Below are 14,887 nucleotides of genomic sequence, written 5' to 3' on the forward strand. Positions count from 1 at the left end.
ACAATTGAAAATTATAGTATCTGTTATATAATAGTTAAAAATTGTATTTTAAACGAAATGAGATGATAACATGGCCATATTGTTGGCACTTATCCCAATTATGATGATTTTCATTTGTTTATTTTTATTTAAACAAACGTCATTAAGGTCCTCGTTAATTTCTTATGCTGTGTCTGTTGGAATCGTTTTACTCTCGCCAATGTTTCAATTAGGGATAAGTGAAACTGTGCACGCAACGATTAAAGGATGGTTAATTTGTTTTATTGTCGGGTACGTTTTATTTTTCGGTATTTTTTTATTTCACCTCATGAACAAAATGGGGTACATCGATCAAGTAGCACGTTTTCTAGAAGCAGTTACTCAGGATCGCTTATTACAAATGCTGCTTATGTGTTTTGGCATTTGCCCGCTTATTGAATCAGTAAGTGGATTCGGTATTGGCTTCATGGTTGCAGCACCTATTTTTCTTTCACTAGGATATAAACCATTTCAAGCTGTACTACTCTCATTCATCGGCTTACTAGCTAGTTCATGGGGCGCAATGGCAACTGGTACGATTATCGGTTCGCAGCTAATAAATATGCCTCTTACAACACTTGGCACAAATACAGCGCTATTAAGTATTCCGATGTTTGCTTACTTCGTTATTCTTTCTTTACACGTTGTTGGCGGCTGGCAAGCGGTTATAGAAAAGTGGAAAGAAGGAGTAGGGTTCTTTCTATTATTTTCTCTCGGAATCTATCTTTCTAATGCGTACGTAAGTGTTGAACTAGCCGGGATATTAAGTTCTATCGTTACGATTACCTTTGGCTTTTTTATCATTAAATTAAAAGGAAAAAGTGGGCAAAATCTTATAACAGAACATGCGGCTGCAACGGAGAGAGAAGTATCCATTATAAAAATTATTAGCCCTTATATATTTCTAACAGTTTGTATTTTACTTTCTCGCCTCGTTCCAGCATTACATGATTTGTTCAGATCATATGCAGTCCTTGATTTAAAATCATACTCTTACAAATTAGAAATGCTGTATTCACCAGGATTTTGGCTCGGTATGACTTGCTTATTTACTATTATTTTCTTCCGGATACCATCTCATATTATTAAACAATCACTCTCGCAAACGATAAAACAATGGATTCCGTTTGCGATTACGACGACAATGTTTATCGCCATTTCAGAACTAATGGGTGCATCTGGTATGCATTTATTACTTGCAAAAACCGCTGGTGAAACGTTTGGAAATTTTTTCGTTTTCGTTGCCCCGTTTATTGGCGCTATTGGTGGATTTTTAACAGGTAGTAACGCAGGATCAAATGCAATGTTTATAAAACTACAAATGCAAACCGCACAAAACGTAGCACTCCCGTGGCAATATGTCACAACACTTCAAAACACCGCATCATCAGTAGCGACAATTGCTTGTCCATCACGGATTACACTAGGTGCTTACTTATGTAATATCCCTTACCGTGAAAATGAACTATTAAAGAAGACGACGTTAATGATCTTTGGTGCGGTTTTGCTTGTAGTGGTAGAAGTTATTGTTTGGTATATGTTGAGAAATTAAAAATCCTCCTAACATAGGAGGATTTTTTTTATGAGTGGATAATGATTTAAATATGAATAGCTTCTACTAAATGAATAGGAGATGAAATGTATGCCCCTAAAAAACTACGGTGTGTTAAAAGGTACAGTTATACAATCAAAGATTGGAAAAGGGAAAACACCTCATTATCAAGTTCATTTACAGGGCGAGACAGGAGTAAATTATCGTATTGCAATTAACGTAAAATCGCAAAGCTATCCGTCAGAAGTTTTATATTTTGCGAGTAACAATATTAAGTCAGAGGCGATTCATATTTTACCGACATTACCATTCGGTTTTACAGAAATAAAAAACAATGAACCGAAAGTAGCTTTAGATTATGTAAGAGGAAATCTATTTGACTCAAATCAAATGATTCCTTTGCCTCCCGAAAAAGCAGGAGCAGATAATGATTTAAATGAAAAAATAGAACGTTATATAAAACGAGCAATAGAAGAAAAAGCAATTATTTACGCGTTTGGTGAAAGATGGGGACCAGAAGAAAATACACCAGATTCCTATTTTCATTTCAAACCAGGAAACGGTATACATGATATTCATATGAATCAAGGGAATGTAGAAAAATGGCAAGGTGATGATGGCATATGGCAAGACGGAGGAATACTCATTCACTTCGAAAAGGAAGAAGAATGGATTGGTATCTTTCTTGCATTCCAATCACAGTCATGGTGTACCGATGAAGAAGGGCATGCTCGTGTTCCGGTTGAGCATTGTGATTATAAGGGGAATAATTAATAAGAAGAGGGCGTTCAAAAAGAACGCCCTCTTCTTATTTTATAAAACGAAAAACTAACGAGTGTAGAAAGACAAGAGAACAGCAGTGCCACACTAGAAAACGCAATGAGATACATATTATATTTCATAACCTGTCCAATTAGCTGATTACTGTCGTATTGAAACAGTCCTGCTATTATGTTGAATAAAAATAACACGATAAACATGACGATAACACCGTCTATTGATCCTTTAATATCTGGTTTACTTAAAGCGATATGTGCGGAAATGCAAATGGCGATAAATAAAAATAACCAAAAGGAAGGATTCAATAAATTGCCGATTGTAAATAAGCTTTTCAATAATACAAACGTCGACAAGAGCATGTTTTGAATCATTTCTACATTAATAGAAGTAGAAGCAATCGTTTTTTCGAGAGTTGTATTAAATAAAAAATATGATTCTGGTACGAAATAGCGCATTAAAAGGATTAATGCAGTAATACCAGAAATAATAGGCCCAATGCCGATGAAGAAATTCCCAATCCGTTGATACACACTTTTTTGATTGTATTGATGTTGTACGTAACCTAAAGCCCCTTGACTTGTATCTGTCGGGAAGAACTGCGTTGCTACAATCTTATGACGGAACAGCACGCACATAATGGCATGTCCAAGTTCGTGAATAGGAACACCGATCCAAGCCGTTAATAGGAATCCTTTTCGTCCAAAAGCTCTCGACCAATACATCCGTGTGAGAGATTCTAAATAGCCTAATAGAAATCCAATTACAATGATAACGCCAATTAAAGATAATAATTGGATTACGCTTGTAAGGAGTATTTGAAAAATTGAGTTTACCAATTCCATTGCCAGTCATCCAATCTGTTAAAAATATTATTTATTCTGTTTCATAATAGCATTTTTTTTCAAGATTACTAGCACATATATTTTCTTTCGGAAGAAGGATTTCAGAATCTTTTTCTTGTAGTCATGTTTTATGTACAAATTCATATATTGAATTTGTAACACCCTATACGGTATATCCTTAAGGAGGGATAAGAGAATGAAATGTCCGTCATGTCATACAGAAAATGCAGCGGAGGCAAAATTTTGCGGGAATTGTGGACATTCGTTAACGGAAGAAGTAGTGGCAAGTAGTGGCCAAGAAGAAGGGCCGGAACAAGCACGTGCGGCACAAGCAAAGGAAGCTCGGCAAAATGAAACGGTAGAGCAAGCGAAGCGGTTTGCGAGCGGCTATTTTCAATTTTTTAAACATGCATTACAAGCACCGACAGCGATTATGCAAAGCGGCGCTATTGAAGTACGAAATGGAATTGTAAGTCTTGTTCTTATTTGTTTTTTAGGAGCATGTATTTTTTATAGAATGATGAGTGCAGCATCAGCAGTTACGAGAACATTTGCACCAGATATATCTACTCCCACGTTTTTTGTAGAATCTATAACGGTCTTTTTCTTTTTATTAATTTTAACTTTATTTGTCGGATTTATTATTTTTGTAAGTGGTAAGATGATGAAATCATCTTTTTCGTTTCTTGAAGTATTCGGTATATGGGGAACGATAGCGACGCCGGCTATTGTCATATTAGTCCTTTCTTTTCTTTTTAGTTTCTTATTAATCTTTTTCTTACCGATATTATTATCCGTAGCTGCAACTTATATAGGGATTAGTATAACTGTAGCCGTATTAAAGCTAGACAATGGCGGATTAGATCTCGTTTACACACTTATTATTGCAAATGTTTTAATTGGAATTGCAACATTCATTGTACTTTGGTCTTACATTAGCACGATAATTCAAGCCTTAACACAGGGAATAACTGGCTTCTAATGAAAAGGTGGTTGACTGGATGAATGTATGTACAAAGTGCGGAGTTCAGTTTGAAGATGGTGTGCAGTTTTGTCAAAACTGCGGGACGAAGAGGGGACGTTCTGTAGTAAAGAAGAACATGAGCGGTGGTGTAAAAGTTGGCATTACACTGTTAGCGCTATTTGTTATAGCGATTATTGGATTGTATTTGTACGGATTGTCGTATTATACGCAGGTGGCACAAGTAGACCGGATGATTACGATTTTACAAGAGAGGGACGGAGAGAAATTAGCTGAGATCGTTACGGCAGATGATCCATCGGTTATGATAACGAGAGAGAGCGTAACGCCTCTATTTTCATATATAAAAGAAAATCCATCTTACGTGAATGAATTAAAAGAATATTTGAGACAAGGTGAAAAACAACGGGACGGAATAGAAAGAGCTGATTTTTCATTAACGAAAGACGGAAAGTATTTCTTTATATTTGATCGATATAAATTGAAAGCGAAGACGTACTATGCAACTTTGCTTTCAAATGAAAAAGACGTATCGTTAAAAATGAACGGAAAAGAAATTGATAAGACAGATGACAAAAAGTTTGAGAAGCAATATGGGCCATTTCTTCCGGGAAATCAAGTGTTTCAATCAGAATATAAAAATGACTACGTAAAACTATCGCGTGAGGAAAAGGTTGTACTTATGAAACAAAGCCAAAATAACGTAACGGTAGATTTAACGTTGCAAGGTCAATATATTACAGTTCAAACGAACGCGCCTGGTGCAACATTGTACGTAAATCAAAAACCAGTTACAGCGCTCGCAGGAGAAGAAATTACATGGGGGCCTGTAGCGACTGATGGAAGCGCGAAAATTTATTTAGAACGAAATGGAGAAAATGGACGGGAAACGACAAAAGTAGAGACGGTAACGGCACTTTCGTCTTATAATCTTCCATTCCAAACGAAAAGTGCAGAAAAAACAGTTGTTTATAATGTTACTCCAACGCCCGCGACTGGGTATGTATATAATGGTTTCATCTTTCCTGATAGTGATATTCGAAAATTAACGAGCACAGATTTAACATATTTATCGAAAGAACAGTTGAAAATTGCTAGAAATGAAATATATGCAAGGCATGGACATATTTTTCAAACGAAAGATATGCAAGCGTATTTTGCAAAACAGTCTTGGTATAGAGAAAATCCTTATTTTACAGGAAAGTTAACAGATATCGAAACTTATAATATTGAACTAATTAAATCAAGAGAATAGAGCGCGGGAAAAAGGTACAGTGTATATTACTGTACCTTTTCTATCGTTATTTGGCTGGACCAGGTTCCCTAGAGAAAAAGATATGAAAGAGAAATGTGACTTTACTTGCCCCTCCTGATGTACTGGCTTGCACATCAGATAAAGAACTAGACGTTAAAGCAGCTTCAGAATGAGGAGGGACGATTATTTTAAGAGCATCATCTGATTCTGAGGATGCAGTAACTGTTATTGTATCGTCAGAAAAATTTATAATTTTAACAGTACCGACTGGAAAGATGGCCTTGCGAGCGTGTGATGAAGAAGCGAAGCGGGTAGCTTTCCAGATAGTTTGTGAGAAAGTGTCATTGTCAGATAACCAAGCACGAGCACTGTATAAAGTTACACTAACGGTAAACTCCTGTTCAAGCGGGAGGGCGGGTTTCGGTTCTATCGGTTCCTCTGGAAGCTGGACGAGAAGGCCGGCGCACATGTATGTTTCACCTACTTTCAACTGGTTACTGTTATAGGATATTAAACATGTTGTTTATAAGACACGACAGTTACCTATTCAGGCATAAGTTTGTGCACAAAATTTGAAGATGAAATTCTCTTTCTTTACAATGGAAGTAGGTGTTATTTCTATAAAATATGGAAAACGTAAAGAGTATGTAAAAAAGAAGGAGTGGTAAAGTGAACTATGTCATTATTGGCGGAGATGCAGCTGGTATGAGTGCAGCGATGCAAATTGTTAGAAACGATGAAGATGCAAATGTTGTAACTTTAGAAAAAGGTGAAATTTATTCGTACGCGCAGTGTGGGTTACCGTATGTCATTAGTGGTGCTATCGCTTCAACGGAAAAGTTAATCGCGCGTAATGTAAAGACGTTTCGTGAGAAATATGGAATTGATGCGAAAGTGCGTCATGAAGTAACGAAAGTAGATACGGAAAAGAAAATGGTGTACGCAGAGCATACAAAGACGAAAGATGTCTTTGAATTTCCGTACGATCGATTATTAATTGCGACCGGGGTACGTCCTGTTATGCCGGAATGGGAAGGACGGGAATTACAAGGCGTTCATCTTTTAAAAACAATTCCAGATGCTGAGCGCATATTAAAAACGCTAGAAACGAATAAAGTTGAAGATGTAATCATTATTGGTGGTGGTGCAATCGGACTGGAAATGGCAGAAACATTCGTCGAACTTGGTAAGAAAGTAAGAATGATTGAGCGAAATGATCATATCGGTACGATTTACGATGCAGATATGGCAGAGTACATACATAAAGAAGCAGATAAGCATCATATTGAAATTTTAACGAATGAAAATGTAAAAGCGTTTAAAGGGAATGAACGAGTAGAAGCAGTCGAAACGGATAAAGGTACGTATAAAGCAGATCTTGTTTTAGTATCGGTTGGAGTGAAACCAAATACTGATTTTCTTGAAGGAACAAATATACGTAAGAATCATAAAGGAGCAATCGAAGTAAATGCATATATGCAAACGAATGTGCAAGACGTATATGCAGCCGGTGATTGCGCAACACATTACCACGTTATAAAGGAAATTCATGATCATATCCCGCTCGGAACGACAGCCAATAAGCAAGGGCGACTTGCTGGACTGAATATGCTTGATAAACGAAGAGTTTTTAAAGGTACGTTAGGCACAGGCATTATTAAATTTATGGATTTGACACTCGCAAGAACAGGCTTAAATGAAAAAGAAGCGAAAGGGCTACACATTCCGTATAAAACGGTCAAAGTAGATTCTACAAATATGGCGGGCTATTATCCAAATGCAAAACCACTTTACTTGAAATTACTATATCGCTCCGATACGAAACAATTATTGGGCGGGCAAGTAATTGGAGAAGAAGGCGTAGATAAACGTATTGATGTGATTGCGATGGCGCTTTTCAATAAAATGAGCATTCATGATTTAGAAGACGTCGACTTAAGTTATGCACCACCATATAACAGCGTGTGGGACCCAATTCAACAAGCGGCAAGGAGAGCGGAATAGCACTTTTTAAAGTGCTATTTTTTTTACAATGAGGGAGTAAATAAAGTTTCACTTTATTTTGAATATACCGTTCCCCCTTGAAAACATATTACGTATCGCTTATATTTTCATATAGTATTTATTTTTTAAACGAAGCAATGAACGAACCAGGGGGCGCAGTATGGCAATTAACATGAAAACAATCGAAGAATGGATTGCTGAATCAAATGCAAGACATGAAGAAGACTTTGGACACGTTGTGGAAGAAATGAAAGAAGTATGTGTCGGACTTGATAACGCGACATTAATTTATACGAAAAATGTATTTTGTTTCGGTAAAAAAGTAGAAGTCTTTTTCTTCTTCCAAGACCATGTCGTGATTGGACAAGAAAAAGACGAATATATTGAGATTGAAAAATTAAAGTATGATGACATTACAAATAGTAACTTAAAAACAAATGACAAAAATACTACGTTAGAATTAAAGTTTGCTAACGGACAATCTATCAATTTAGATAGTTTAAATGATAACTACGGTACGAAAAATTGGTTATTTGCTAGACAAATTAAGAGTATTTTTAAGTTAATCTAGTAAAAAAGCACGCCGTCCATCGGCGTGCTTTTAACTATGCAAAGCCCCTTTTAACCAATTCCGCGCCCGATATGCCCCAACTGGAACTTGAATAAGAGATGTTTCATTCCCAGCATCTATTCCGTACAATTGATCACATGCATTTGTATCAAAACTAAGTAAAGGATGCCCGCCCATCCCCATAGCAGTTGCAGCAAAAACGAGTTTATGAACGAGTATACCTGCTTCCATTTGGTGAATACGGTATCCTCTATAGCCTAATGCACGTGTATAGTAATCTTTCTGTCCGACTACATGTAAGCAAAGTGGTACTTGAAAAAGGTTTACGTTATCCATCGTCATACTAGACTGAAGTGGGTAGCGAAGGTCTCCATATCGAATTGGTTGTATGGAATGTGTTTTACTGTTATAAGCGTAAGCTCCGTTTTCAATATTTTTCACGCTATAAAAACATCCGTATAAGGAGACGCGTGTATTTTCATTTGTATACTTACCGTCAAGGTCGTTGTAATAGGGGAAGGAAAGGCTCGCTTCTTGTAGTAAAGTAGCGAGCTCAGCTGCATCCCATTTCGTTAAAATAAAATCCGCATCAGGAGAATATCGTTTTTTACAAAGTTGTAGGAAATCATACGATAACCGTTCTACTTTCGGTAGCTGTACAGCGTACGCATTATGTTGATAGTGCTCTTCATGATGTAGCGTTTGGAAGTGTGCTGTCGATTCGATCATAGAAGCTTCATTTATTTTTGTTATCATCGGATATTCATCTACATGTTTTGAGCGAACGAAATGTTCATGTGCGAGCGGCGGAATTTGTTGCAACAACTCATGAGAAGTAACTATTTTATTTTCACGGTAATTATTGTGAAACCAATTAGTTTCTGGTTCTGTACTTAAAGGAATAACGGCATACACACTTTCTTCACCTTCTGACAATCCGAGTAAATGGTTCAGTGCACGGTCTAGAAATTGAAAGTATACGCCGTTCGTATAACCGAACTGTTTTGCACACTCTAGCAATTGTCCAATGAGAACCCCGCTATCTAATCCTTGAAGTCGATATGAAAAGTTATTGTATTTAAAGAAGTTTTTCCAAAACATAGTGGATACGAATGCAGCACCGAAACAATCATGTATATTACAGCGATTACCGAGTGCGTCTGCCAAATAAGAATCGAAATTTCCTTCGCGAAGTAAAATAAGTCGGTGATGCGCGGCGTCATAATGGTAAATGCCGTCTGGATAATCGTCAATCTTTAAATAGATATACAATTCATTCGGGTATAAGGCACCGCCTGAAGGAATGGATCTACGTAATACATTTCTCTCGCTATTTAGCTGACATAATTGTGTTACACCAAATGAATACCAAAGGTAGTGACCAATCTCATCTAAAGTAGGTGTAGTAGAAGAGTTCGATAAAGATAATGGGATTTCTAAGGAGAGCGGGATGGTAGGAACATTTCGATATAATTTATAAGGAAGCGGTGCGTCTTTCCAGTCCACCTCATGATTCGGCATAATTTCGTCAATAGAGAAATGGAGATGATGTAAAAAAGTATCTAGCTGCATGAAATCCCTCCTTTACTATGGAAACGGATGTGGATGTGGATTTAATCTTTCATTCGTTAAAGGTTCGTCTGTATATCCAAGTGTCATCGGTACGGTATATACTCGGTCCAGTCCTGTAACTCGAGTAAGATGGTGACCAAACGTCATCGGTAGCATGCCTGGAATAATAACTTTTACACAATGTAATCCATTCTTTTCTATGAGGGGAACGGTTTGATCTACAACGATTATTTCAAGATTAGATTGATGCAAACGATTTAAAAGTTGGTGGAGATCGGATGTTAAATCCATATCAAATGACTGTGATACATTCATTTCTTGGAACGTTTGCACCGGTGCATCTTCTCGTAAAAGGAAGTAAAGACGTTCTTCCGTTTCTTTCAATCCGTACAGCATACTATGGTCTTCCATTTTATTAACGAAATAAGGATCTTGTAAGCACTTTTCGTAGTATTCTCTTTTGTGCTCGAGCTCATCGTCTGTTATAAGTAACATGCCTGCTATTTCTTGAATGGCGCTTTTTAAGGCTCGAATAGGATCTAAATGAGCGCCTCCTGCACAAACAACGTTCATTCCATTTTCACGCGTATTTTTTGCAATTACCCATAAGCTAGGAATGCCGTGTTCCATCGTCGCGTTAAAAGCGTGTAATTCATATCCGGTAATCGTACGTAACCGCTGAATCATTAATTGTAATTCTGTATCATTTGCTGAATTAAGATCCAGGCGGGGAAGAGGTAATTCGGCATACCAAGTGAGTAAGAAGGCATCACGCTCTACAATTTCTAAAATGCCGTGAAAAATCGCTTCTTCTAAACTACCGCCAATTGCACATCCATTTGATGTTTCATACACGAAAGCATCTCGATGACCGAGGCTATAATAAGCAATTGATTCAGGAACTAAAAGCGGTCTGTTTTGTGATAAAGAATATCCCCATACCCAGTTTTGCTCATAATCAGGATCAAACGGCTTGAATGGAAAGTTATCACGATTGTAATGTTCATTTGTATGGACACCGAGTGTGAGGGGATTTAGTGCATGTTCCTCTAAATCATGAAAACTACCATGCACATTTGTCTTTTTCCCTCGAGGCGACATACCGCAATATCGTTCTAAACCTTCTAAAATAGCAGTTGCTTCACTCACTGCAAATGAATGAGTTCGTCCCGCAACACCTTCATTTCCGAACATTAATGGCATGTTTATAATGACGTCAGCGAATGGTAATACAGAATGCTGCATTTTTCCGTTCAACATACCGACCCGATAATCTAAATAGTCTCTCGTTAAAAATGTGTTTAGCTCATGAATGGAACGGCAGCGATACGTTTCGGTACTTACTTTTAAACTCGGTTGTAAAGAAACTTCCGCCGCATCCGCAGTATCATCAGGTAAATTACTACATACAGGACAGAGAGGATCTGGAAGAAAAGAATGCCGCGTACATTGTAATGTTTGTAAGTTTAGTAAAATAAGTTCATTTTCTAAAGAAGAATGGTTATGAGTTAATATTTTTCCTGTTTCTGCGCAAATAAGATGGCACATTTGCAACATTCCATTTTGGGTGGCACGTACGTCACGTCTCGTTACATTATCTGCTTTAAAGGCATATTTCCGCTGTAGTTCCCACATTTCTTTTTGATCAAAGCCAGCGATAAAACGGCGTCCATCAGAACAATGGGAACATCCAGGCGTAAGAGGATGAATGTAAGGACCGATAATACCTTCGCCAAATGAAGTAAAACCACGAAGCCATGGAATATGATTTGAGCGAAAAATAAGTTCGGCATCATGATGAATAGTAGAAGGAGATCCATCATGTAATACGAGAGCGAGATGAATATTTTCAGGAAGTTCTTCTGTAAGGGTATGTTGACGAATGATGGAATATTGTTCGCATAATTGATCATGTACATAGTCTGCAAGAAGGCCATCTCCTATAAGCAATATATTTTGAATCATAAACCGTCCTCCTTTGCAATTAATACCCCATACACACCGTCTAGGTTTTCTTTCAAAAATGGTTCGATTGCTAAATCGAACACGAAGGGATAAAAATTATGTTCTTCTAAATGCTGTAAGGCAAGCTGTAAAGATTGCACACTTGGAATTTCTTCTTCCGCTTGTATTTCCACTCTAAAAGAATCCGTGTCATATAAAATAATAGAGGATTCAGGCAAGATATTAGCTCTGTAAGGAATTTCTTCATTTTGAACGTGAAAGAGTGATAGTTGTAGTGCGTTTCGTAACGCTAACGTCATATTAATATTAGATGCACCGTACCATCTATCATTTATACCAACCCAAACGACTGGAAAACTGAGAATCTCTTCACTCATTGCGATTTTAGGTGTTTCATGGATTGTAGAGAGAGCATCGTAATAAAATCTACAATGTTTATCTTGAATATCAATTAAATCAACAGTTGTAAGTTCCTCTAGCATATGTGACTGCCGCTCATACAGTTTATTGTTTAAATGTTGTTGTAGTGCCCGGTAAAATCCTTCTGTCATCGTTTCTCCAGCACCGATACCGATATTGTTATGTTCAGGAATAAGGCGGTGAATGATTTCTGCTACATATGTTTCAATTCCTGTTAAACCAGCTTCTCGGCGTGCTTCATTATGAGTCAATCCACTACGAGTCATAAGAGGCAGAAGGGGAGCTGGGCCATCTGATAGTGGAGTAGCTACTTGAATATAGCATTGTGATAATGGTAATTGATATGAATCTTGTTCATCCCATACATGGAATATACCGGCTTCTTTAGAAGTTAATGAATCGAAAAAGCGGAATACATCAGTTGAAGTATGTTGGCCATACCGATGCTCAAGTTTTTCAGAAATATTTTCTATCGTATCAATTGTAAAACTTTCATCAGTTGCAAGAGGGTGTTTTATAAAAGGATGCCACGTTCCTTCAAGTGTTTCATAGTTTAATAAAAAGAATTGTGATTCTTTTTCACGATATGAATCATCCGCGACATGTTTAAACAATTCAAAAACGATTACATTTGCTAACATGGCAGATGTAATTGGTGAGAAGGAATCCGATGAATTTTCATTTTGTAAAGTCGTTTCATGTAGCCGATGCCATGCGGATTCCCAGCATTCATCACGATTTTCTGTTACGACAGGTCCAGCTATACCGAGTGTTGATAAACAAATAGCTGGTATGAAATTCTTTTTCGTTTCTCTACAAATAGTGTGAACTGTTTTTAAACCGTCAATGTCTCCGTTTTGAGAAACATATAAAATCCAATCAAAAGGTTCGAATACTTCACGCAAGGGACGGTCAATTGTAGTATCGATTTCTTGAAGGAGTACACTGTTATCAACTTCATATGCACGTTCTATTAGCTCATGTATTCTGTCATAGTTTGTTTCATCCCGATCTGTAACGAGGTAATGAAATGTAGGTAAACCAGATTCTAATAAAGAAGAGACTAAGGAAGTGAGCATATCCCCAGAACCAAGTACAAGGACATTTGCTCCGCGGTATGTTTCAAACTTTAAAGCACCTGAATGAGAATCAGCTTCTAAAAATTCAATTTGTGAAGCATATCTGTCGAGTAGTGTACTGTTTAATTCATGAGGTGCATCTTGATTTGCATCGCGAACGAAACCATTTTCATATAAAATCTCTCCAATTTCAAATACACGGTTTTGATAGGGGAGAGGGAGGCCATCGGTTATTTCGGCTAAAGAATAATTCCCGTTAAACATTGGCATTAATTTTTCAATCCAATCATAAATTCCATCACCGTCCATACGAAATGAACTGGCGTTATTTCGAAAATAGACACCCCCGTTTGAATCGGGGAGGAAGAAAGTATCCTTATTTACTTTAAGTTTTGCATGAATTGGAAGGTTATTCATTTTAATCCTCCTTACGTTTAGGCATACATTATTACCTTATGTCATGAAATTTGTCCCGTATGAACACAATAAAAAAAGGCTGTAGAATGATTCATTCTACAGCCTTTAATAGATTTTTAATCTATCAACCTTCTAATAATAATGACTTTGGATCTTCAAGCATATCTTTAACAGCAACAAGGAAGCTAACTGCTTCTTTACCATCAACAATACGGTGATCGTAAGATAAAGCAATGTACATCATTGGGCGGTTTTCCATACGCTCGTTATCAATTGCAACTGGGCGTACTTGGATTTTATGCATTCCTAAAATACCAACTTGTGGGCTATTTAGGATCGGTGTTGACATTAGAGAACCGAACACACCACCGTTTGTAATTGTAAATGTACCACCTTGTAGTTCTTTTAATGAAAGTTTGTTGTCACGTGCTTTTTTACCTAATTCACGAATTTCACTTTCAATTTCAGCGAAATTTAATTGGTTGGCATCGCGTACAACTGGAACAACTAATCCATCTGGAGCTGCTACTGCAATACCGATATCATAGAATTTTTTAATGATAAGCTCGTCACCTTGAATTTCAGCATTTAATAATGGGAATTGTTTTAATGCTGCAACAACTGCTTTTGTGAAGAATGACATGAAGCCAAGACGTACATCATGTTTTTTCTCGAAAGCATCTTTGCGTTCTTTACGTAATTCCATGATCGCACTCATATCAACTTCGTTAAATGTTGTTAACATTGCAGATGTTTGTTGAACTTCTACAAGGCGTTTTGCAATTGTTTGACGGCGGCGGGACATTTTCACGCGCTCAACTGGTTTTTCGAATTCAGTTTTTGCAACTGGAGCAGGAGCTGGACTCTTTGGAGCAGCTGGTGCTTCTTTTGGTGCTGCAGCATGAGCTTGTACATCATGTGGTCTCACGCGTCCAAGTGGGTCTGTGCTACGTACGTCGTTTAAGTCGATTCCTAATTCACGAGCCATTTTTCTAGCAGCTGGTGATGCGATAGGACGGTTTGTATTTGGTAACCCTTGTAGTGTTGCAGTTTGCTCAGCATTTGGTGCCGCAGCTTTCGGTGCTTCAGTCGTTTCTTGTTTTGGTTGCTCAGCCACTGGTGCAGGTGTACTTACTGCAACTGGTGCTCCATTAGCATCTAAAATTGCGATAGTTGCACCAACTTCAACTGTATCCCCAGGTTCGCCTAGTAACTTCGATACAATACCTGAATCTTCTGCAATGATTTCTACATTGACTTTATCAGTTTCAAGCTCAACAACGCTGCCACCTTTCTCAACTTTGTCGCCTACGTTGATAAGCCATTGTGAAATAGTTCCTTCAGTAATAGATTCTGCAAGCTCAGGTACTTTAATTTCGATCATTTTAAATGTCCTCCCCTTATTTGCCTAACGGTGTGTTTTTTCTTCT

Annotated in this window: 12 protein-coding genes; 6 read left to right on the forward strand and 6 right to left on the reverse strand. The window is 37.5% G+C overall.

Annotated elements, in window-relative coordinates:
* Positions 1-70: 70 nt before the first annotated feature.
* Together BHV55_RS06610 and BHV55_RS06615 are read left to right on the forward strand one after the other, a co-directional pair.
* Positions 71-1,570 carry an L-lactate permease gene (locus tag BHV55_RS06610; protein ID WP_044584232.1) on the forward strand — a complete coding sequence of 500 codons (1,500 nt, stop codon included), beginning with the start codon at positions 71-73 and terminating at the stop codon, positions 1,568-1,570.
* 90 nt (positions 1,571-1,660) lie between these two features.
* Entirely contained in the window at positions 1,661-2,344 is a 684-nt protein-coding gene (locus tag BHV55_RS06615; RefSeq protein WP_001128613.1) for a DUF2278 family protein, read from the forward strand.
* A 14-nt stretch (positions 2,345-2,358) separates the two neighbouring features.
* Here BHV55_RS06615 and BHV55_RS06620 read toward each other — a convergent pair whose 3' ends face one another.
* Positions 2,359-3,192: a hypothetical protein gene (locus BHV55_RS06620; RefSeq protein ID WP_000424530.1), complete on the reverse strand. Its 834-nt coding sequence runs from the start codon at positions 3,190-3,192 to the stop codon at positions 2,359-2,361.
* Between the two features lie 196 nt (positions 3,193-3,388).
* On the opposite strand from BHV55_RS06620, the gene BHV55_RS06625 reads away from it, so the two are divergent.
* The gene (locus BHV55_RS06625) at positions 3,389-4,174 is read left to right on the forward strand and encodes a zinc ribbon domain-containing protein (RefSeq protein WP_000650090.1); all 786 of its coding nucleotides are present in this window, start codon (positions 3,389-3,391) and stop codon (positions 4,172-4,174) included.
* Positions 4,175-4,193: 19 nt separating this feature from the next.
* On the forward strand, positions 4,194-5,429 hold the full coding sequence (locus BHV55_RS06630) for a TcaA 3rd/4th domain-containing protein (protein WP_001099940.1): 1,236 nt from the start codon (positions 4,194-4,196) through the stop codon (positions 5,427-5,429).
* A 46-nt stretch (positions 5,430-5,475) separates the two neighbouring features.
* Here the strand turns inward: BHV55_RS06630 and BHV55_RS06635 are convergent, their stop codons facing one another.
* A complete protein-coding gene (locus BHV55_RS06635; protein ID WP_048568778.1) occupies positions 5,476-5,898 on the reverse strand; it encodes a hypothetical protein in 423 nt (140 codons plus the stop codon).
* Positions 5,899-6,098: 200 nt separating this feature from the next.
* Between BHV55_RS06635 and BHV55_RS06640 the strand changes: the two genes are divergently transcribed.
* Together BHV55_RS06640 and BHV55_RS06645 are read left to right on the forward strand one after the other, a co-directional pair.
* Positions 6,099-7,433: a CoA-disulfide reductase gene (locus BHV55_RS06640; RefSeq protein WP_070757198.1), complete on the forward strand. Its 1,335-nt coding sequence runs from the start codon at positions 6,099-6,101 to the stop codon at positions 7,431-7,433.
* Positions 7,434-7,593: 160 nt separating this feature from the next.
* Complete coding sequence (locus BHV55_RS06645; protein ID WP_000996781.1) at positions 7,594-8,004, forward strand: DUF3908 family protein; 411 nt, start codon at positions 7,594-7,596, stop codon at positions 8,002-8,004.
* Between the two features lie 30 nt (positions 8,005-8,034).
* On the opposite strand, the gene BHV55_RS06650 is transcribed toward BHV55_RS06645, so the two are convergent.
* The 4 genes from BHV55_RS06650 to odhB all read right to left on the reverse strand — a co-directional run bounded on the left by BHV55_RS06650 (position 8,035) and on the right by odhB (position 14,841).
* Positions 8,035-9,576, reverse strand: coding sequence for a SagB family peptide dehydrogenase (locus BHV55_RS06650; RefSeq protein WP_070757197.1), 1,542 nt, complete (start codon positions 9,574-9,576; stop codon positions 8,035-8,037).
* 15 nt (positions 9,577-9,591) lie between these two features.
* The gene (locus tag BHV55_RS06655) at positions 9,592-11,541 is read right to left on the reverse strand and encodes a TOMM precursor leader peptide-binding protein (protein WP_070757196.1); all 1,950 of its coding nucleotides are present in this window, start codon (positions 11,539-11,541) and stop codon (positions 9,592-9,594) included.
* On the reverse strand, positions 11,538-13,457 hold the full coding sequence (locus BHV55_RS06660) for a putative thiazole-containing bacteriocin maturation protein (protein WP_048568782.1): 1,920 nt from the start codon (positions 13,455-13,457) through the stop codon (positions 11,538-11,540). Before BHV55_RS06660 ends, BHV55_RS06655 begins: the two co-directional genes overlap by 4 nt.
* 124 nt (positions 13,458-13,581) lie before the next feature.
* Positions 13,582-14,841 carry a 2-oxoglutarate dehydrogenase complex dihydrolipoyllysine-residue succinyltransferase gene (odhB, locus tag BHV55_RS06665; protein ID WP_000569926.1) on the reverse strand — a complete coding sequence of 420 codons (1,260 nt, stop codon included), beginning with the start codon at positions 14,839-14,841 and terminating at the stop codon, positions 13,582-13,584.
* Between the last annotated feature and the right edge of the window lie 46 nt (positions 14,842-14,887).

Source organism: Bacillus sp. RZ2MS9, from assembly GCF_001816185.2.
In the GTDB taxonomy this organism is placed as follows: Bacteria; Bacillota; Bacilli; order Bacillales; family Bacillaceae_G; genus Bacillus_A; species Bacillus_A cereus.

Coding starts and splice junctions, on each gene's coding strand:
- BHV55_RS06610 (WP_044584232.1), top strand. CDS start 71: ATGGCCATATTGTTGGCACTTATCCCAATTATGATGATTTTCATTTGT.
- BHV55_RS06615 (WP_001128613.1), top strand. CDS start 1,661: ATGCCCCTAAAAAACTACGGTGTGTTAAAAGGTACAGTTATACAATCA.
- BHV55_RS06620 (WP_000424530.1), bottom strand. CDS start 3,192: ATGGAATTGGTAAACTCAATTTTTCAAATACTCCTTACAAGCGTAATC.
- BHV55_RS06625 (WP_000650090.1), top strand. CDS start 3,389: ATGAAATGTCCGTCATGTCATACAGAAAATGCAGCGGAGGCAAAATTT.
- BHV55_RS06630 (WP_001099940.1), top strand. CDS start 4,194: ATGAATGTATGTACAAAGTGCGGAGTTCAGTTTGAAGATGGTGTGCAG.
- BHV55_RS06635 (WP_048568778.1), bottom strand. CDS start 5,898: ATGTGCGCCGGCCTTCTCGTCCAGCTTCCAGAGGAACCGATAGAACCG.
- BHV55_RS06645 (WP_000996781.1), top strand. CDS start 7,594: ATGGCAATTAACATGAAAACAATCGAAGAATGGATTGCTGAATCAAAT.
- BHV55_RS06650 (WP_070757197.1), bottom strand. CDS start 9,576: ATGCAGCTAGATACTTTTTTACATCATCTCCATTTCTCTATTGACGAA.
- BHV55_RS06655 (WP_070757196.1), bottom strand. CDS start 11,541: ATGATTCAAAATATATTGCTTATAGGAGATGGCCTTCTTGCAGACTAT.
- BHV55_RS06660 (WP_048568782.1), bottom strand. CDS start 13,457: ATGAATAACCTTCCAATTCATGCAAAACTTAAAGTAAATAAGGATACT.
- odhB (WP_000569926.1), bottom strand. CDS start 14,841: ATGATCGAAATTAAAGTACCTGAGCTTGCAGAATCTATTACTGAAGGA.